Below are 20,636 nucleotides of genomic sequence, written 5' to 3' on the forward strand. Positions count from 1 at the left end.
CAATTGGTAATTTAAAATCAAAACTCAAAAATCTAAAGTTTTCTCCCCCGATGCTTCTGTCTGGATTGTTGTTGTTGACCTCGTAATGTTTGGCGATCGCTCCGTATTGAGCCTCGCTCTTGACCTTGTTCGGTAGAGGTTTTTGTTGTTTCGTTTTGATTTAAATATTTGAGCAAAGAAGAAATAGTTGGGGCTTTAAACATATCAACGATTGGTATTTTTTTACCCAAAATTTCTTCCAATTTGAGTTGAGTCTTAACCATGAGTAACGAATTACCTCCCAACTCAAAGAAATTGTCATGAATTCCGATTTTTTCGAGTTGAAGTACCTGTTGCCAAACCCCTGCAATTAGTTGTTCGGAATCAGTTACTGGCTCAACGTAAGCCGCACTCTGCTGGGGAAGCAGACTTTCTAGTGCAGACAAAGCAAGGCGATCGATCTTACCATTCCGTGTTAATGGTAAAGCGTCTAGTAGCACATAAGCAGAAGGCACCATATATTCGGGAAGTTTCTGCTGCAAGAAATTGCGTAACTCATCATTTAATAATTCTGAGTGATGATTGTCAAATGTTGCAGGTTTTTCCTCCAACCATTGCTTAGTCCAACTTGGATCTATTCTTCCGCCTACCATGCTGTGAAGTAAAATTTGACTGGATTCTAAGGCAAATAAATCTCGCAATTGTTCAAATTCTATAGAACCCATAGGACACAAACCAATTTCATATTTTGGCGCGGTTTCCATCAGTAATTGACTGATATAACCCGCCTCCAGCATACAAAAATCTCGCGTCACTTCTCCATACATCGGAGCGATCGCACTCAGTTGTCCGATCAAAAATAGGGAAAAGGCTGATTCCTCAAAAATTAGCTGATTTTTTTGATATATCCTGCTGTTAATTTCACTAACCGCACTCAGAAATACCAAACGGTGGTGAGTAGGATGGTAATAGTAAAATCCACTTTCTAAACCTTCCACTCGGTTGGGTTTAATATACAAATATGCCTGCACGGGGTAGAGGCCACCAGCGGAAGCATAGCGATATTTAGGTAACGGGGAACTATCCAGCGTTATTGGTAGCAGGCAACTTAAAAACTCACCTAACTGTTTCAAAGAAATGGCTCGATCTAAAAATTGCCGATAACTTTGACGCTGCAAATAAGCCTGGTTCATCATTTCATCAAACTCAGGTTTTGGCAACTCAATACTGGGTTGAGTGGGTTCAATCTGTCGCAATCCTAGTTGTTTGAACTTAAATTCAATGCGTTCTACCGGATCGATTAAGACTCCTTCAAGTTCACCCGGTTCATAAGCTTCATCCAGCTTATTGTCGGTAGAACTTTTCTGTTTGGGAACGATGTAAGCCAGCAAGCGCTGTTGATTAGACTGATTACCCACAACTGTAACTACAGCAGCTTTTACATCAGGATGTTGGGTTAATGCTGCTTCGATTTCTCCGGTTTCAATGCGCTGCCCTCGAATCTTAATTTGGAAATCTACTCGTCCTAAAAACTCGATATTGCTATCTGGTAAATAGCGACCTAAATCTCCCGTGCGATAAATCCGTTCTCCCGTGCGCGGATGAGTGATGAAATTAGTTTTAGTCTTTTCTTCATCCTGCCAGTAACCTTTGGCTAATTGTACGCCAGCGCAGTACATTTGACCGGGAACCCAGACCGGACAGTCTTCTAAAGATTCGTTCAAAATGTAATATTTGGCATTAGCCATCGGTTGACCGTAAGGAATACTTTTCCAGTTTGGATCGACTTTTTCGATGAGATAACCGATGTTCCAAATTGTAGTTTCAGTCGGGCCGCCAATACTGAGAATTTGGATATCTGGCAGTAAAGATTTTAGTCGCTCTGGCAAAGAAGTCGGTAGCCAATCTCCACCTAAAATTGCCAAACGCAAACTTAAAGGAATAGTTGCCGATTGCTGTTCGACATAACTAACCAACATCTCCATCATCGCCGGGACTGAATTCCATAAAGTCACTTTTTCTCGCACCATCAAATCTACCCAGTGAGAGGGATCTTTCACAGCTTCAGCATCTGGCATGACAATGCTACCGCCAGCACTTAAAATTCCAAAAATGTCGTAAACAGATAAGTCGTGATTGAGAGCCGTTACAGCTAGGATAGAGTCTTGGTAACTGATATTAAAGCGTCTATTGGTGTGGATAACGACATTCACCACGTTACGATGAGTAATCATCACTCCTTTGGGTTTGCCAGTCGAACCAGAGGTGTAAATTACATAAGCTAAATCGTCTGGTTTTTGAACTGGATCTAATGCTTGTTTGCTTTCTTGTACTAAGTCTTTATTATCTAAACATAGTAGTTGAATTCCTTCACGCCCAGCAAGTTTTTCTTTTAACCGAGATTGAGTCAAAACAATTTCAATTTGGCTATTTTCTAAGAGATAAAACAAGCGTTCTTCCGGCAATCCTGGGTCAATAGGAACGTAAGCAGCACCCGAAGCTAAAATGCCCATAACTGCAACAATTTGTTCCCATCCTTTGTCCATTACTATGGCGACTAACCGATCGGGAAGAACTCCTAATTGGCGCAGTCGATGACCGACTTGATTCGAGCGATCGAATAATTCCTGATAGGTTAGGCTGCTAGTGGAAGTTACCACAGCCGTTTTTTCTGGTCGCTGTTTAACTTGAGTTGCAAACAAAGTGTGGAGTAACATATCTGATACTTCAGCCACAGTATTGTTAATAGCTGCGCGTTGTTCTAATTGTGCTGATGGTATTAATTGTGGCGTTGTTTCTTGCCAAGTTTTCTCTTCATCAGCTAAACGTTGTAGGAGATGACAAGCTGCATCGAACATATCATTTATCATCCCTTCTGGGAATAGTTCGTCTACCACTTGCCAAGTGTAGGTTAGAGAACCATCTGACTCCACAAAATAGATATTATCTATCCAAATTTGCGGGGTTTGGTAAACGTTATAAACAACTTGCCCCAGAGGAATATCTCCGATCGCATTATTACCATCCACATTTTGAGGAGTTGTCGTAAATACGATCGGCATTGCGACTCCTCCCGCCTTGCCCTGAACCTTAGCTAATTCCCGCAGGACTTGCACTCCCGTTACATAGTCGTGTTCTAAATCCTGCCAAAGTTGCGATTGAATGCGCTGCGATCGCGATTCAAATGATTCATTTCCTGAGTTGTCTATTTCTAGAAGAGTAAATGATACTAACTCTCCCATGATATCGTTAACTTGAGGATGCAATGGTAGGCGGTTAAATCGAGGTACGTTGATAGTAAATCGAGGGTTTTTACTCCAACGCCCCATCACTTCTGCGTAGACGGCAATCAAAGTTCCAGCTAAGGTTAAACTTCCTTTAGCCGCTCGATTTGTTAGTCTTTGTACCGTTGGAGGTTCTAATTTGTATTTGAGACTAACAAATCGAGGGTTTTTGAGATTGCTGGGATTTTGTGCTAGAGGTAATTCCGGTGCTGGCGGCAATGTAGGGATACGAGATAGCCAATATTTTAAAGATTTTTGATAGAGAGGTGAATTTTCGAGATCGAGCACAGCTAGAACATAGTCTCGGAATGAAAGTTCTAGGGTTGGGAGGAAGCGATCTGGATCTTCGTAGAGTTCTTTTAACTCTCGGAATAAAAGCTGTAAACTCCTACCATCAAGACACCAGCCATCGATGCTAATATAAAGCCTGCTGCTATTTCCATCTAAATGAGATGCGACGATTTCAAATTGAGGCCAGTGTTCGAGAGGTAACATTTGGTGCGAGAGGCGATCGCGAATCATTTCTATTTGAAAAGCTACAGCCTCATCGTCTTTTCCCCGCAGATCTAATACCTGAATTTCATAAGGCGGTACTTGCGACAAAATTTGCTGCTGTCCATCTGGCAAAACGATCGCTCGCAACATATCGTGACGGTTAATTAACTGCTGCCAAGCTAAGTTTAATCGGTCTATATTTAGATCGATGATCTCGATTTCTGTATAGCTGTGGATGGACACATTCCCCATATCAAAAGAATCCGTTCTGCCGATCCAGTAAGCCTGCTGCATATCGTTGAGCGGGAAAGGCTGATACCGATTTTTTATGTCTGGTGAAATCAAAGGCAATGTTTGGTCTTGAATACTAGAATGTTCGCTAAATTTATTTAGAAATGTCAGTATTTCAGTTTTGCGATCGGTCAATTGTTCGCGCAGCGCAGGTGTCAAAATTTCGTTGGGAGCATTGCAGCGCAGGCGATCGTTATCTACCCAAAGTTTGATACCGAGTTCGCTGAGGTTGAATAAAAATTCGTCAATTGATGGTTTCATAATTCGATCTCCATTCTGTCATCTAATTCAGTATTAATAGGCGCTTGAAATTTTTGAGTGGTCAAGCGAATCTTCTCGATGTACTGGGAAATTTCAGCTACAGTGGGTGCATCAAACAGGATGCTTAAGGGCAAATCCATCTCGATCGCTAGGCGCATCTGAGCAATAACTTGGGTGGCTAATAAGGAATGTCCGCCTAATTCAAAAAAGTTGTCATGGATACCCACTTGCTTAACACCTAGAAACTTTTGCCAAATGTTAGCGATTGTTTCTTCGATCTCGTTGAGGGGAGCAATATAAGCATTACTCAGCTCGGGTCGGGGGTGTGTTGCTTGGGATAAATCTGTTTTTTCTCCTGTTTCTGAGAAACTTAGTATGCTATCCGAATTGTGACGCTCAATTAAGGTCGTCAAATCGCGGGTCGATACTAAAACTTGGGGCAATTTACTCTCTAGAATTCGTCTGAAAACGTTGATACCTTCTGATGGTAATAATCCATTTTCGAGGAATTTTATTGGCAATTTTTTTGCAGAAAACTGGGGAGTGGTAGAAGCTAATACGTTATATTTTTCCTCTTCTACTTCGATTTTATCCTGCCAGGAGATCGCAATTTTGCCAATATGTTTGCCTGCGGTCATGTATTCAAAGGCGCGAACTATTTCCGAAATTGGAAAGACTTGATGAGGTAGGGGAGTGAAAACTTTATTGTTAAAGTGTTGTACGACTTCGCGCCAAAGTTCGCTGAAATTTGGTAGTTCCGGCTCAACTTGAATCGCAAAAAATGATAACCGTTTTTCAAAAGGTTGCAGACCTAGTTGGCTATTATTAAGGATATCGCGTTGACCGATTTCTAAGAACCGTCCGTAACGTCCTAAAACCGCAAGACTTTTTGGTATGAATTCGCCTCCTAATGAGTTCAAAACTACATCTACGCCTTTGCCTTCGGTGCGTTTCATCACTTCATCAGCAAAAGTCAAAGACCGGGAATCCATTACTTGTTGAATGCCGAGCGATCGCAAAAATTCTCGTTTTTCATCATTACCCGCCGTAGCGAAGATTTCCGCCCCTATCCACTGAGCAATTTGTACGGCAGCCATCCCCACACCGCCAGCGGCTGAATGAATTAAAATTCTTTCACCCTGACGCAATTTACCCAATTTAATTAGAGCGTAATAAGCAGTCACGAAAGCAACTGGAATTGTCGCCGCTTCTTCTAAACTCAGATGTGCTGGTTTTGGCGCTACTAACTGGGCAGAAGTGGTGATAAATCGGCTAAAGCAGGAAGTACCAAAAGCAATTACTTCATCTCCAATTGCCAAGCCATCAACGCCTTCTCCCAAAGCCTTTATTTTGCCGACGCATTCGATACCAAACTTGAAATTAAAATTAGTTGGAACGGGAACTAAACCGAGGGCAAGAAGCACTTCCTTAAAGTTAAGTCCTGTTACGCTTACCTCAATTTCTACTTCACCTACACCTGGCTTTTGACGAGGCAGAGGACGAAATGTCAGAGTATCTAATAAGCCAGGAGAGGAGATAGTTAAATAGACGTTTTGGCTTTCAGAACTGGTGGCAGTTGGGTTTGATCTATCGCTCTCTATCGTATCATTAAATGTTTTCATTTAACCACCTCAAAGTATATTCTTCAATTTCCATCAAGATCGTACCCATTTCATCCAAAATCGTGATATTAAATTTCAGCGTTTCTTTTTGAGATTGCTGATTTTCTATCAACTTGATGTAACTATATATCCGACCAGATAAATTTCCTTGAATCCGCAATGTTTTATAAGAAAAAGGTAAGTAAGTCGCGCCTTCATCTTTTAATTGCATCATCAGGAAACCCGTCGCATAGTCCAACAAAGCTGGATGCAATTTATATGACTTTAAATCGCTAGTAAATACTGACGGTAATTCAAGAAGTGCTAATCCTTGATTGCTGCCCAGTTTTATCCATTTACAGTTATTCCATCTTGCTCCAAATTCTATCGCTCCTTTTAGCGTTTCATTATCTTGTTGGGCAACGATTATTTCGCGATCGCTACACTCTCGTTCTATTTCTTGAATATCCAATTTTTCAGATTTTTTTAACTCCCTGTAGGCTATTTCCCCGATAGTATGTTTCTGCCATTCATCTGACTCAGAGTTAGATTTGCTCATCACCACAAACTCAAAGCCATCTTCTTTTTTAGTAAGAATTGTTTGAACTTCTTTTTCCTCATCCTCTTCTACGATTAAAGGAGATAGAAAATAGACTTCCCGCAATTCAACAGTTCTATTATTAGCGTGAATTTCCCCAGCCGCTCTCGCCATTTCCAAATAGGCTGTTCCGGGAAGTATGGCTTTTCCTTTGAATCGGTGTTCGTTTAAAACCCAAAGATCGCGAACGTTCAACTTGGAAATATATATTTCTTTTCCTGAACTGTCAACCAAACAGTTTTCCAACAAAGGATGTTCTACCTGTCTTAATTTTTCTTGAGGAATATCGGGAGTTTGAGCGAACTGCTGCACCGCTGACGCTGCCATTCCCACTTCTTGCCAAGCATCCCAGTTAATACAAGTAGTGAACGTGCCATTTGTGGAGTTTTTGTAGTGAGAAAAAGCATCCAGAAAAGCATTAGCTCCAGCATAATCTACCTGTCCAACTCCACCTATCACCGAAGCGAGAGAAGAGAACAAAACAAAGAAATCTAACTCGACATCTTTGAGTATAAAATCAAGCACCAAAGTACCTTTTACTTTAGGAGCTAAAATACGTTCAGCTTCCTCCCGCGTTTTGCGTTGAATTACACCGCCTCCAGGAACCCCAGCAGCATGAATCACTCCATTTATTTGACCGAATTGTTTCTGAGCAAGAGCGATCGCAACCTGCATTTGTTCTAAATTAGTCACATCAGCGGTAGCTACCAAAACCTCTGCACCTGACTCTTCAAATTCGAGTAGTTTGCGGATCTTGCGACTAATGTTATCTTGCTCATTGTGATTAGCTAACCATTGCGATCGCTCCTTGCGATCTGGAAACGGAGAACGTCCTACTAAAACCAGTTTTGCTCTGACAGTTTTCGCCAAATTTTCTGCTAAAACCAGACCAATTCCTCCCAATCCACCTGTAATTAAGTAAACTCCTCCTTCTCTCAAAACGGGTGTTTCTTCTAGTGCTTGATTTAGTTGAACTTGCTCAAAGGTTTGTAACCAGCGATTATTCCCACGATAAGCAACGATCGCATCAGAAGATTCAGCTAGGATTTCTGTTAAAAGTTGGTCTAGGAGTTTTTGTGGCAAACTTCCCGAAGCTGGAAGAACAACATCAATGCTGCGACAATTGATAGTTGGATATTCTTGCGCGATCGCTTTCACAGTTCCCAACGAAGTTGCTTTTTCTGGACAGATTAATTCATCTCCAGTTACTTCCTGTAGGTTATTAGAAATAACCAGAATTTGCAACTCATTAGTTAAATTTTCATCCCCCAAAGCTTGCGCTAGAAATAGTAGACTATAAAATCCTGTTTCTTGCGATCGGTCAATCCATTCCCAGCCCGATTTTTGAGTTTCGCCCGTAACAGTCCACAAATGCGCGATCGTTTTGGGAATCTTTTTTCGGTCAAAAAGTGCTTTAACCAAAGCTTTGTAGTCATTGGGTTGTTGAGGATTGACAGTATAGACATCTTCCCCAAATTTGGCAAACTCTGACCCGATTTTGACGATAATTACTTCTTGATTTTCCCGTTCCAATCGTTTCAATAATTCCACACCCAAACTGCATTCATCGATAAATACCAGATAGCATGACTGAACTTGCATGGTATTCGATTTATGCGTTGAGATCAGAGAACGTTTCCACGATGGAATATAAAACCAATCTGCAATATCGGGTTTTCGATCCAACGTTACTTGACGATTACTAGCTGATTCTTGTGGTGGATCGATCCAATAACGTTGACGCTCAAAAGGATAAGTTGGTAAAGGGATGCGAGCTCGTTTTTCACCTGCATAAAATCCCGACCAATCTACCCGCACTCCTGCTAACCAAAGTTTACCCAAAGTATTCAGTAAAAATCCTGAATCTGACTCTTTATCCTTGAGATGAGGAAGCGAAGAAAGTACGATTCGTCCAGATGCTTGCTGTTTAGTCAGGGTAGTTAATGTTCTTCCTGGCCCAATTTCGAGGAAAATTAGTTGAGAATCTTTAATTAACTCGGAAATTCCTTCAGAAAATCGCACGCGATCGCGCAAATGTCGCGCCCAATAATTCGGGTCTGTAGCTTCTGTTGCGGTAATCCAAGTACCAGTAACGTTGGAGATAAAAGGAATTTGAGGAGGATTGAGTTTAAAGTTTTTAACTGTTCGTAAAAACGGTTCGATTATCGAATCCATCATTGCCGAATGAAACGCATGAGAGGTATGCAATTGGCGATACTCTATGCCTTTTTCTGCTAGTTGGCGTTCGAGTTTTTCTACCGCTTCAACCGTTCCTGAAACTACACTCAGAGATGGACTATTACTGGCGGCGACAGAGAGGTTTTCATTCAAAAATAATTGTACTTCTTCCGCCGATAAACTGATGGAAATCATCGTCCCAGAAGGTAGTTCCTGCATCATTTGTCCGCGAGTGGCTACCAGGGACAAAGCATCTTCCAGAGAGAACACACCAGCGAGACAAGCTGCTACATATTCGCCAATACTGTGACCGATTATCGATTGGGGTTGTACTCCCCAGGATATCAATAATTTGGCGATCGCGTATTCAATAACAAATAGTGCGGGTTGAGTAATAGCAGTTTGCTGTAATTGTTGCGTTGCTTTTTCGGTTTCTTCCTTACTTGGGTAAATCAACTGGCACAAATCTAACCCTAAATAAGGTTGAAGTAATTTAAAACAGCGATCGCACTCTTCTCGAAAAATTAATTCGCTCTGATAAAGTTCCCGCGCCATGTTGACATATTGTGACCCTTGCCCTGTAAACATGAAAACCACGGGGCGATCGCTTGATTCGATAAAATTAGTAAATACTCTTTGCGGATTACCTGATTTGAGAGTTTTTACTGCATCCTCAAGGTTGTCTGCTACAATCATCCGGCGATAATTGAATGCTCGACGACCAACTTGCAAAGTGTAAGCTACATCGGCAAGATTGACATCGGAATACTGCTCTAAATACTTAACTAAATTACTTGTAGCTGTGTCTAATCCCGCATTAGTTTTAGCTGAAAGTATTAATAATTGTTGGGCGCGAGCAGGACTAGAAGCTTCTGGTGTAGGAGCTTCTTCGAGAATTAGATGAGCATTAGTTCCCCCAATCCCAAAAGAACTCACCCCAGCACGGCGAGGATTACCGTTAGCTTTCCATTCCGAAAGTTTACTGTTGACATAAAACGGACTATTCTCAAAATCTATCTGCGGATTTGGTGTCTCGAAATTGATACTGGGAGGTAGTATTTTGTGGTGGAGTGATAGAACTGTTTTGATTAAACCCGTAATTCCAGCAGCAGCATCTAAATGCCCAACATTTGTTTTGACCGAGCCAATTGCACAATAACATTTCTTATTAGTATTGACTCGAAAAGCTTGTGTCAGCGCCGCGATTTCGATCGGATCGCCTAAAGGAGTTCCGGTTCCGTGAGCTTCTATATAACTGATTGTTTCTGGCTCTACTTCCGCCATAATTTGAGCCGCTCGAATTACTCTCGCTTGACCCTCCTCACTGGGAGCAGTATAGCCAACTTTTAATCCACCATCATTATTAATAGCCGATCCTTTAATAACAGCATAAATGCAATCTCGATCTGCGATCGCATCATCCAACCGCTTGAGAACAACAACGCCAATTCCGTTACCGCCAATTGTGCCGTTGGCTTTGGCATCAAAAGCTCTGCACTTTCCATCAGGAGAAATAATTCCTTCGGGAGATAATGTTAGTTCGTTTTGAGGAACTTTGACAGCAACGCCAGCCGCCAAAGCCATATCGCATTCGCCGCTTAATAAGCTTTGACAAGCTAAATGAACTGCCACTAATGAACTAGAACAAGCTGTTCCTACACTAACGCTCGGCCCTTTTAGATTCAATTTGTAGGATACGCGAGTTGGAACGTAATCCTTATCGACTCCAACCAGAGTTTGCAAGAAACTCATTGAATCCATCAATTCTCGGTTGGGATGAAGGTTATAAAGCAAGTAAGTGCTAATTCCCGTTCCCGCATAAACTCCGATCGGTCTTTGTTCGATTTCAGAGTCATAGCCAGCATTTTCCAGAGCTTCCCAAGCACACTCTAAAAACATTCTGTGTTGCGGGTCCATCGTTTCTGCTTCTCTAGGATTAAAGCCAAAGAAAGAAGCATCGAATTGTTCTACATCATCGAGAACAGAGCCTACTTTTGTTTTGCGATCGCCTAATTTACTTTCTCTTGAATTTGCAAAGGTTGAAGTTAAATTTACTCCTGCTTTCAAATTCTCCCAAAAATAATCAATGCTTTTACTACCTGGAAATCTTCCAGACATACCTACGATCGCAATTTCTAATCCATTTATCTTGTTCATAGTTGATTGGTCATTTACTAATGACTGATGACTGATGACTAATTATTAACTAATCTGGATTTTTTAAATCTTTGTTGGAGCCGATTTTTTCCTTGTTGGAATTTCTCTTCAGCTTCAGCTTTTGGCTCGTGCAATGAGGAAACTGATTTGTGGTTTAAATGCTTTGCTAAAGCACTAATTGTTGAGTATCTAAACAAATCAGTTAATGCAATATATTGTACCATATCTGGCAACAAATCTAGCAGCCTCCTGTAAAATTTTACGATCAGTAAGGAATTCCCACCCAAGTCAAAGAAATTATCATTAATGCCTACCTTTTCCAGTTCCAAAATCTCTCGTACAGCGGTAGCAATTGTTTTTTCAACTTCGCTTTTTGGGGGGACGTAAGCAACTTCTATTTTTTGGAAAATACTATCTTGAATCAGAATAGTATTTCGGTCTACTTTCCCGTTAGCAGAAAGGGGTAAAGCATCCAGAAATGTAAAAGCTGATGGCATCATGTAATCGGGTAACTTCTTTTTAAGAAATTCGCTAATTTCTTCAATAGGAATTGGTTTTCGGTCAGGAACAAGGTATGCTACCAACTGTTCTTTATGTTGTTCCCCAATTGCTGCAACCACAGCAGCTTTTACGTTGGGATGCTGTGTCAAAGCAGCCTCAATTTCTCCCACTTCAATGCGCTGTCCTCGAATCTTGATCTGGAAATCAACTCGTCCTAAAAATTCAATGTTACCATCAGGATGATAACAACCCAAGTCTCCTGTCCGATACAGACGCTCTCCCGTGTGCGGATGAGTAATAAAATTGTCGGCAGTCTTTTCTTGATTGCGCCAATAGCCTTTTGCCAATTGCACTCCAGCACAGTACATTTGTCCCGGAACCCACATCGGACAGTCTTCTAAAGCGTCGTTCAAAATATAATATTTCGAGTTCGCCATCGGTTGACCGTAGGGAATGCTCTTCCAGTTTGGATCGACTTTTTTAATGAGATAGCCAATATTCCAAATAGTTGTTTCAGTCGGCCCACCAATGCTGAGAATTTGGGTATTTGGTGCTAAAGATTTTATGCGATTTGGCAAAGAAATCGGCAGCCAATCTCCTCCTAATATTACCAAACGCAAGCTATTAAAAATTGCATCGTTTGCATAATCTACTAACATCTCCATCATCGCCGGGACTGAGTTCCATAATGTCACTCCTTCTCTTACCATTAAATCTACCCAATGACGGGGATCTTTCACAGCAGCAGCATCCGGTAAAACGATCGCGCCACCAGCACTCAAAATACCGAAGATATCGTAAACTGACAAATCGTGATTGAGAGCGGTCAAAGCTAAAATTCTGTCTTGCGAAGTAACATTAAAACGCCTATTAGTATGAACTACCACATTCGCCACATTGCGATGAGTAATCATCACCCCTTTCGGCAATCCCGTAGATCCAGAAGTATAGATAACATAAGCTAAATCGTCGGGGGTTTGAACAGGATTTAACGATCGCTTGCTTTCTCCGGCTAAGTCTTCATTATCTACGCATAATAGTTGAATTCCCGATCGCCAAGTAAGTTTTTCTTTCAACCGAGATTGAGTTAAAACGATCTGAACTTCACTATTTTCTAACAGATAAGATAAGCGTTCTTCAGGTAAGCCGGGATCGATGGGAACGTAAGCAGCACCGGCAGCTAAAATACCCATAACTGCAACAATTTGTTCCCATCCTTTCTCCATTACTATAGCGACTAACCGATCGGGAATAACTCCTAATTGGCGCAGTCGATGACCGACTTGATTCGAGCGATCGAATAATTCCTGATAAGTTAATGTTCGTGCAGATGAAATCACTGCATTTTCATTTCCTCTATCCCGGACTTGCGCGGCAAATAAACTATGCAGTAAATCGTCTGGAATCGGCGCATCTGTAGAATTAATCGCATTTCTTTGCGCTAATTGCGCCGGAGGTAAAAGTTGCCGATTTGTTTCCAACCAGGCAGATTCAGAAGTAGCAAGTTGTTCGATTAAATGGCAATATGCCTCAAACATATCTGCTATTAAACCCTCCGGGAAAAGTTCTTCCACTACATCCCAATTAAATGTCAATGTTTCTTTTTCTTCCCAAACTTGAATGTCCATCCAAGCTTGGGATGCTTGACTAATTCCATATACTAATTCCCCAAAATGACTGAAGGTTAAAGTTTCTTGTCCCAGGGAACGGAAGCCGATAGTGCTGGTAAAAACAATTGGCATTGCGCTAGGAGTTGTTCCTCTGCGGCGAGTCAATTCCCGCGTCACGCTGACTCCACTAAAATAGCGATGTTCTAAATCTTGCCACAGTTGTTTCTGAAGGCGAATGGCGCGATCGCAAAACGATTCACGAGCGGAATTATCTACTGCTAAAAGGGTGACAGAGGTAAAATCTCCTAAAATATCATTCACTTGACAATGCAGCGGTAGACGATTAAATAAAGCCAGATTAATTGTAAATTTTTGGCTTTTACTCCAAAGCCCGATAATTTCTGCAAAAGCGGCTAGTAATAGTCCAGAAGGAGTTATACCCGCTTGCGCCGATCGCAACTTTAACTGTTGCCATTTAGTTCGCTCCAAGCTGCTCTCATAGCGCTTATTTTGATGCTGTTTTAGCTCTTTGGGATTCTTCGCTAAGGGTAAATCTGGAGCAGGTGGAAGGTTGTCCAAACGATTGAACCAATATTCTTGCGATCGCCTATATAATTCTGTATCTTGCAACGCTTGTTCTGCCAAAACATAATCTCGAAATGTGATTTCTAACGGTGGCAATATCGCATCGGGATTTTGATACAGTTGAAACCATTCATCAAATAAACGAAACAAACTCCAAGCATCAAATACTTGCAAATCGTAGCTGATATGCAGCCGAATTATATCCCCATCTAACCGCGTTGCTCTAAACTCAAACAAAGGCCATTGGTCAGCAGGTAAAACTTGATGTGATAGGCGATCGCGAATTGCTTCAATCTGAGATATTACAACTTCTTCCTCCTGTCCGCTCAGATCCAAAACCTCCATTTGATATGCAGGAACTTGTTTCAGAACTTGTTGCTGGCCATCGGGTAATACTATTGCCCTCAGCATATCGTGGCGATCGATTAATTTGGGCAACGCCGCATTCAATCTTTCCAAGTCTAAGCCGTGACATTCAATCTCGTAGTAACCGTGATTGGCGACAGTTCCTAAGTCTAATACTCCACTACGCCCTACCCAAAATGCGTGCTGCATATCAGTCAGGGGAAAAGGTTCGTAGCGCAAGTCTGGTGCTGGTTTAATTATTGGTAAAGAAGTAGAACTAGCACTCATGCTGTTCTGGCGCAATAACAGGATAAGTTCTGCTTTATGTTCAATTAATGAGTTACGCAACTCAGGAGTAATTGCTCCTTTTGGCGCATCAATTTCTAGCGAACTTCCATTGGTAGAAAGTTTTACGCCTTGGTTAGATAAAGTGTTTAAAAGTAAATGCAGATTCATATTTTTAGCTTGAAGTTAGTATTGCACCAATTGACGAGCGTTTTTTCGAGGTTCAAATCAAATACTTAATATTTCCCTTTCTTCCTCTGCTTTGAATTCGGTAAGAAAAACCGATTCTGATGCCGTTAAGTTCGCCAAAGCTAATTGATTAAGTACGAGTTCGGCTAATTGAGTTATGTTGTTGTCGCCAAAGAATCTTTCAATTGGCACTCGTACTTGTAAATCCATCTCGATTCGACTCCTGAGTTCAAAAGCCATTAAGGAATCAAGCAGTAAAGCCAGAGAATGCTGCGGACTTAGGCTATCGACAGGCAATTGTAAAGAATTGGTTAGCCATTCTATGAGATAAGTTTCCAATATTTGCTGCTGTTCTGTTGGTGCAGCGGCGAATAGTTTTTCCTTGGATATAACAGCTTTTTTGATATCAAAAAAATTGACAGCGCTTCTATCTTCTTCTCGATTAATATTAATTGGGGGAGCAGGAGGCGTTCCTAATGCTACATCACCCCAGCGCATCACCGTTGCAGCCGCAGTTGCAGCCGCGCCGTTGGTATAAACGAGAATTAAATCATTTTCGCGAATTTTACCTGCAAGAGCGGCATGGTATAAATTGGCGATCGCAAATACAGAACCGATATTGGCATACCAAGGATAAAGATCGATCGTCCGCTCCAAATCTATACCCAGCGCCCTCGCACAAAGCCTCGCGTACCACGCCGTCGGAGTATTGAAGGCAAAAAAGTCAATTTCTTCGAGAGTCACGCCAGCCGCCGCCACAGCCCCCTCACAGCAAGTACGAACGAACTCCACACTTGTTTCGGCGAAGCTGCTGGCGTTCTCACCCGTCCGAGTACGCATTGCAGGCTTACCTTGCGCGTCTGCGATCAGTTCGTGTAAATACGCATCGCAAGTAGCCGCAGTGTTAATTATTTTACTGCCCAAAACTCCGCGATCGCGTTTGAGCGAATCCACCACAAAAGCCCCCGCAGCGTCTCCCATAGACCATGACAGCGTATCTTCCTCATCCACAGAGTTAGATTCGATGTGAGAAACAACCACCAAAACATTGCGATACTCTCCCATTTGCACCAAAGCACGCGCATTTTGCAGCGCAACTAACGCACTCGAACAAGTTGATTCCAGATTCCACGCTGGACATTGCAATTGCAATTCGCGTGCTAGATAAGAAGCATTACCAGGAACAAGTTGTTCGGGAAAAATAGAAGCAACGATCGCCAATTCCACTTCATCAGGAGAAAGTTTTGCGGCATCCAGCGCCTCCCTAGCAGCGCGACATTCCAGCATCAGCGACGACTCGCCTGCACCCAACACTCTTCGCTCGACATTACCGCGAAAAGGGTCTGATAAATATGGTGCGACTTCTTGCGACCAAATAGCAAATCCATCCTCATCAGAAGTAGATTCAACAGATTGAGATAACCTCGTTCTTCTTGGCGGAGTTACAGCAAACAAATGAGGGAACTTTTCCAGCCAATAATCATTAGTCCGAATTTGGCTGGGAAAACAGAGTGAAAGCGATCGAATACCAACTGAACAATTGATCATAACTATTAAAACTAGGAGTGATTCTTGGTAAGTAGTTGCGCTTTAGTGCTAAAGCGCAGTTAAATATCCCCATTATCTCTTAGTCCGCGCAGGCGGACTTCGTTTGTGTAGTAGCGGTTTCAACCGCCTTCGTTTGTGTAGTAGCGGTTTCAACCGCCTTCGTTTGTGTAGTAGCGGTTTCAACCGCCAAAGGAGCCTTCAAAACTAAATTGGTTAACATCGTATTCATCTTATTAACAGACTCCACATACTCATTTTCGGGAATAGATTCGGCCACAATTCCTGCGCCAGCATTTAAGTAAACCCGATCGCCATATTGGTAAGCAGAGCGAATTGCGATCGCAATATCTGCCATACCATTGCTATTCACCCAACCAATCCCACCAGCATAAATTCCCCTCGGTTCTTGTTCTAGTTGTTCGATCCATTGGAGAGCTTTGTGTTTGTCAATTCCCGATACTGTAACTCCCGGAAATAACACTTTCAAAGCATCCCATAAAGTCTTTTCTCCTTTTAGCTGACCGCCAATTCGCGATGATAGATGCTGCACGCACCTGTATTGTTTCACCTGCATGAAGTCAAAAATCCGAAGACTTTCTGGGAGACAAACCTCAGCCATCTCACTTTGCGCCAGCCAAATCGAAAGCGCGTGTTCTTTTACTTCTTTAGCATCAGTAAATAACTCACTTTCCAATTGTACATCTTCTGCCAAATTTTCCGATCTGGGTCTAGTTCCCGCCAAAGGATTAGTAACTACAAAGCCATCCGCACTAACTTCCATTAAAATTTCAGGACTGAAGCCTACCGCACTTACTTCGCCAACGTGCAAACAATACGATCGCGCACAATTGTTGTTTTTCGCTCCTAAAACATAAGTTCCCAGCAAATCCATCTCCCCTTTCACTTTCACGGAACGGGAAATAATTGCTTTATGTAAATCGCCATTTTGGATAGCTTGAATCAGATCGGCAACCTGGTTTTGATACTCTTCTTTATCGGCAAAATCAACAACGGGTGGTGTTGCTACATAGTCTCTCAATTTATTATCAATTGATAACGCTTCCAGAACTTTTGTTGGTGACTTAATGCTTCTGATATGAACTCCTCTCGGAGCGATCGAAAGTTCTATTTCTGGAACTAAAAAATAGAGCAGCGGTTGTTCAATTGCCTTGGAGTAGGAGGAGTAGAAGCGAGCCACGTCAAAGCCTATGTAACCATAAGCAGTCCAATTCTCTATCGGCAAAGACGCTAATGCTGATTCTACTTGCTTGAGCGGATCTGCGATCGGTTCTGACTTAATCTCACCCATACAGGCGATCGAAACAGCTTCAGAACTTACCGATACTTCAGCTAAGGCATTCCCAGCAATACGTACTTCGTTGTCACTTCGGTACATCACATAGTTAGAAAAAATCCCAGCATCTAATAGATTCTGCAACAGAATCAGAGGATCTCTGTGACCTGGTACGAATAGTTCGTGATAAGTTAATAAGTTGCTTGCTACCTGATACATGGGGGAAAAACCTTGGTGATGGACGTTAAACATTAATGAGTTTTCAGCAATGACTTGCGATGAATTTTTCCGGTTGGCGTGCGCGGTAATGTTTCCAAAAAATTAATTTTTTTAGGAACCTTAAAATGGGGTAATCGAGTCCTAGCCAATTGTCGAATCTTCTCTTCTAAATCGGGAGATTGATCGAAGCCGGGTTTAAGGCTGACGTAAGCAATAATCTCAGTTAATTGTTCGCCGCGATCGCATTCTGGCACTACCGCCGCATCAAGAACACCTTCATGCTGGAGTAAGACATCTTCCACTTCAAATGGCGACACCCACATCCCATTTACTTTGAAGAAATCATCTTTACGTCCCATAAACCAGAAATAACCATCCGCATCGCACAGATACTTATCCCCCGTTCGCATCGCGTTTCCATAAAGAGCTTGTCGCGTTTCCCGCAGGCGATTCCAATACCCCAGCATCAGACTTTCTCCACTCACCTCTAGGTCGCCAATTTCCCCTGCTGGAACAGGAAAACCCTTTTCATCAACCACTCGCACATCATAACCGGAAAGGGGACGACCAGAACTGCCGGGACGACATTCTCCCTCGGCATTAGATAGAAAGATATGCAACAATTCTGTCGTACCAATACCCTCATAAATTTCAATTCCGTAAGTGTCTCGCCACTTATACCAAATAGTTTTTGGTAGTTGTTCGGCTGCTGATAAGCACAACCTTAAAGAGGAAGTATTTAGAGGCGCAATTTCATGCACTGAGAGAATGCTGGCATATATGCTGGGTATGCCAAATAAAATTGTCGGTCGGTAGCGATCGATGTCGGCGATGATATCAAAAGCATTGTTGGCATCTGATAATATTGTGGCTGCACCAACTGCGATCGGCATATATAAACTATTCCCTAAACCGTAGGCAAAAGGTATTTTAGCTACTGAATAGGTGATGTCATTTTGATGCAAACCGAGTTTAGCTTTACCGTACAGTTCTGCACAAACTACCATACTTTGGTGGTTGTGAATTACACCTTTGGGTTTACCCGTACTACCGGAAGTGTAAAGCCAAAAAGCAGGTTCGTCGCCAGATGTTTCGGCGTAAGGTAGCTGTTCGTCTGTCTGCTGAGTAAGCAGAGACAAAAATGGTTGTTCTCCGTCTTTAAGGAGAATCTTTCGCAAGAACTGAGAGTGGATGGGAGCCAGTTTTTCTTGCCACTCTTGGTTAGTCACCAAGACTTTGGCGCGTGAATCTTGCAGGATATAGTGGATGTCATCAATCGTACAAGCCGTATTGATCGGAACTGGTACTGCACCGAGGAAAATTGCCCCCCAAAAAGCAAATACTGATTCTGGAGTGTCTGACAAAAGAATGGCTATCCGGTTTTCTCGCGCCAATCCTAAATCGGACAATAATCTAGCTGTACGGCGGACAAAGCTGTTTAATTGGGCATAAGTATAAGTCGAATCCTGATAGTAAAACGCTACTTTCTCGCTACGTCCTTGTGCCAGGTTGCTTTCCAAGAAGTAAGCTGCAATGTTAAAGATGCTAGGTAATTTTTCAGAAATACTGTCCATCCAAGTTTCCTTTTGCAATTTCCCCAAAGAGTAGTACAGGCTCATTAATGGCTGGCTGACATCGCCGCTTCGACTAAATTACAGACTTCAGCCAGTGTTATATCCCGCCGGGTTTCCAGTCTCACGTTGACCCCCAGCCGTCGTTTCAATTCCAGAGAAATTTGTACTGTCTCAACAGAGTCAAGCTGTAAATTGTCTCGCAGTAAAGTGTCTTGATGAAGCGACTCTTCGGGAATACCTAAATTTGCCAGTATTGCCTTGAGAGTATCCATCGTCTTTGGAATACTCATAAAGTTCCGTCTCAGGGAAACCCCCCACCTGTCTATTTGTATTTCACCGAACTGATGCGCCGAAGTCTTGCTTCTGCGTATTGGCAACAAAAGCCCTGGTCAGCCTTGTTACTTTGCTTGGCCTCTTATTGAGAACTCTTTTTGATAACCTACAAAAAGCTTATTACGTACTCTTCATTCTTGGCAAGCCCAAATTAGGGGAATTTTATAAAGTTTTATTAAGAAAAGTGGACAAGCTCTTAAATTTGCCACCAATTTCGGGGGTTTTGGGACTACTAAGAAATTAGTTAAGGGTAAAAATGCTTAAAATCACTAAATAACGTCAAAATACTTTAATTTATACCATTTAACTGCAAATAGCTGCGTTTATATGCCGTATAAAATTTCTCAATAATCTCCCATCATTTAGGAGTAAGATGGCCCAAAGCTTAAATTACCTTAATTTTTCTCAAATATTGTCAGATTTTTTCAATAAAACTTGGGACTATAGAAATTAAATCGCAAGTAGAAAGCCACGAAATCATGAACACGACCCTAACCGCGAACTCTTGGATTACCAAGCTCAAACCCAATCCTCAAGCCAAATTACGACTATTCTGCTTCCACTATGCTGGGGGTGGGGCTTTGAGCTTTCGCTCTTGGACAGATAGTCTGCCATCATGTATAGAGGTTTGTCCGATCGAACTTCCCGGACGTGGATTTCGACTGCTGGAAACTCCCTTCACCGAGATCGAGCCTGTAATTGAGACTCTTACTCTTACGATCCTAAGCAGCCTTAATAAACCTTTCGCTTTCTTCGGTCACAGTATGGGTGCATTGGTGAGCTTTGAACTGGCGCGACGACTCCGCAAAGAGTATAACCAAAGCCCAGTTCACTTGTTTATGTCCGGTCATCGCGCTCCTCAAATTCCCGATCGCGACCCTCCCATTCATGCTTTACCAGAACCAGAATTTCTACGACAATTGTGCCGTTATAATGGCACTCCCAAAGCCGTGCTAGAAAACGCCGAACTGATGGAACTGCTTCTTCCTACTCTGCGAGCCGATTTTGCTGTGGTTGAAACTTACGTCTACTCGCAGGAATCGCCGTTAGATTGTCCGATCGCTGTTTTTGGTGGATTAGAGGATTGGAAAGTCGGTGTTGAAGAGCTAGAAGCATGGCGAAAGCAGACAAACGCGGCTTTCTCGCTGGAGATGTTTCCCGGAGATCATTTCTTCCTCCACTCAGCCCAAACACTTCTGTTACAAAGCCTTTCACAATTACTTTCAGCAGTTGAACTCCCATAAACTTGTAGGCTGTGTCATATCATGTCCTAAAACTTCTTAGGTATGTTGTTGGGGGGGGGGGGGCG

Annotated in this window: 9 protein-coding genes; 1 reads left to right on the forward strand and 8 read right to left on the reverse strand. The window is 42.3% G+C overall.

The window, feature by feature from the left end:
• Window positions 1–32: 32 nt before the first annotated feature.
• From LAY57_RS11815 to LAY57_RS11850, 8 genes are all read right to left on the reverse strand, one after another.
• On the reverse strand, window positions 33–4,310 hold the full coding sequence (locus LAY57_RS11815; protein ID WP_249066728.1) for a non-ribosomal peptide synthetase: 4,278 nt from the start codon (window positions 4,308–4,310) through the stop codon (window positions 33–35).
• Complete coding sequence (locus tag LAY57_RS11820) at window positions 4,307–5,932, reverse strand: zinc-binding dehydrogenase (protein WP_249066730.1); 1,626 nt, start codon at window positions 5,930–5,932, stop codon at window positions 4,307–4,309. The genes LAY57_RS11815 and LAY57_RS11820 overlap by 4 nt, the downstream gene beginning before the upstream one ends.
• On the reverse strand, window positions 5,919–10,844 hold the full coding sequence (locus LAY57_RS11825; protein WP_249066732.1) for a type I polyketide synthase: 4,926 nt from the start codon (window positions 10,842–10,844) through the stop codon (window positions 5,919–5,921). Before LAY57_RS11825 ends, LAY57_RS11820 begins: the two co-directional genes overlap by 14 nt.
• A gap of 38 nt (window positions 10,845–10,882) precedes the next feature.
• Window positions 10,883–14,341, reverse strand: a complete 3,459-nt coding sequence (locus LAY57_RS11830) for a non-ribosomal peptide synthetase (protein WP_249066734.1) — start codon at window positions 14,339–14,341, stop codon at window positions 10,883–10,885.
• Window positions 14,342–14,398: 57 nt separating this feature from the next.
• The gene (locus LAY57_RS11835; protein WP_249066736.1) at window positions 14,399–15,907 is read right to left on the reverse strand and encodes a 3-oxoacyl-[acyl-carrier-protein] synthase III C-terminal domain-containing protein; all 1,509 of its coding nucleotides are present in this window, start codon (window positions 15,905–15,907) and stop codon (window positions 14,399–14,401) included.
• Window positions 15,908–15,986: 79 nt separating this feature from the next.
• Window positions 15,987–17,453, reverse strand: a complete 1,467-nt coding sequence (locus LAY57_RS11840; RefSeq protein WP_249066738.1) for a salicylate synthase — start codon at window positions 17,451–17,453, stop codon at window positions 15,987–15,989.
• Window positions 17,453–18,994, reverse strand: coding sequence for a benzoate-CoA ligase family protein (locus LAY57_RS11845; protein ID WP_249066741.1), 1,542 nt, complete (start codon window positions 18,992–18,994; stop codon window positions 17,453–17,455). The genes LAY57_RS11840 and LAY57_RS11845 overlap by 1 nt, the downstream gene beginning before the upstream one ends.
• 44 nt (window positions 18,995–19,038) lie before the next feature.
• Entirely contained in the window at window positions 19,039–19,284 is a 246-nt protein-coding gene (locus LAY57_RS11850) for an acyl carrier protein (RefSeq protein ID WP_249066743.1), read from the reverse strand.
• A 522-nt stretch (window positions 19,285–19,806) separates the two neighbouring features.
• On the opposite strand from LAY57_RS11850, the gene LAY57_RS11855 reads away from it, so the two are divergent.
• Complete coding sequence (locus tag LAY57_RS11855) at window positions 19,807–20,571, forward strand: thioesterase II family protein (RefSeq protein WP_249066745.1); 765 nt, start codon at window positions 19,807–19,809, stop codon at window positions 20,569–20,571.
• Window positions 20,572–20,636 lie beyond the last annotated feature (65 nt).

Origin of the sequence: Argonema antarcticum A004/B2 (assembly GCF_023333585.1) — a bacterium.
GTDB classification, from domain to species: domain Bacteria; phylum Cyanobacteriota; class Cyanobacteriia; order Cyanobacteriales; family Aerosakkonemataceae; genus Argonema; species Argonema antarcticum.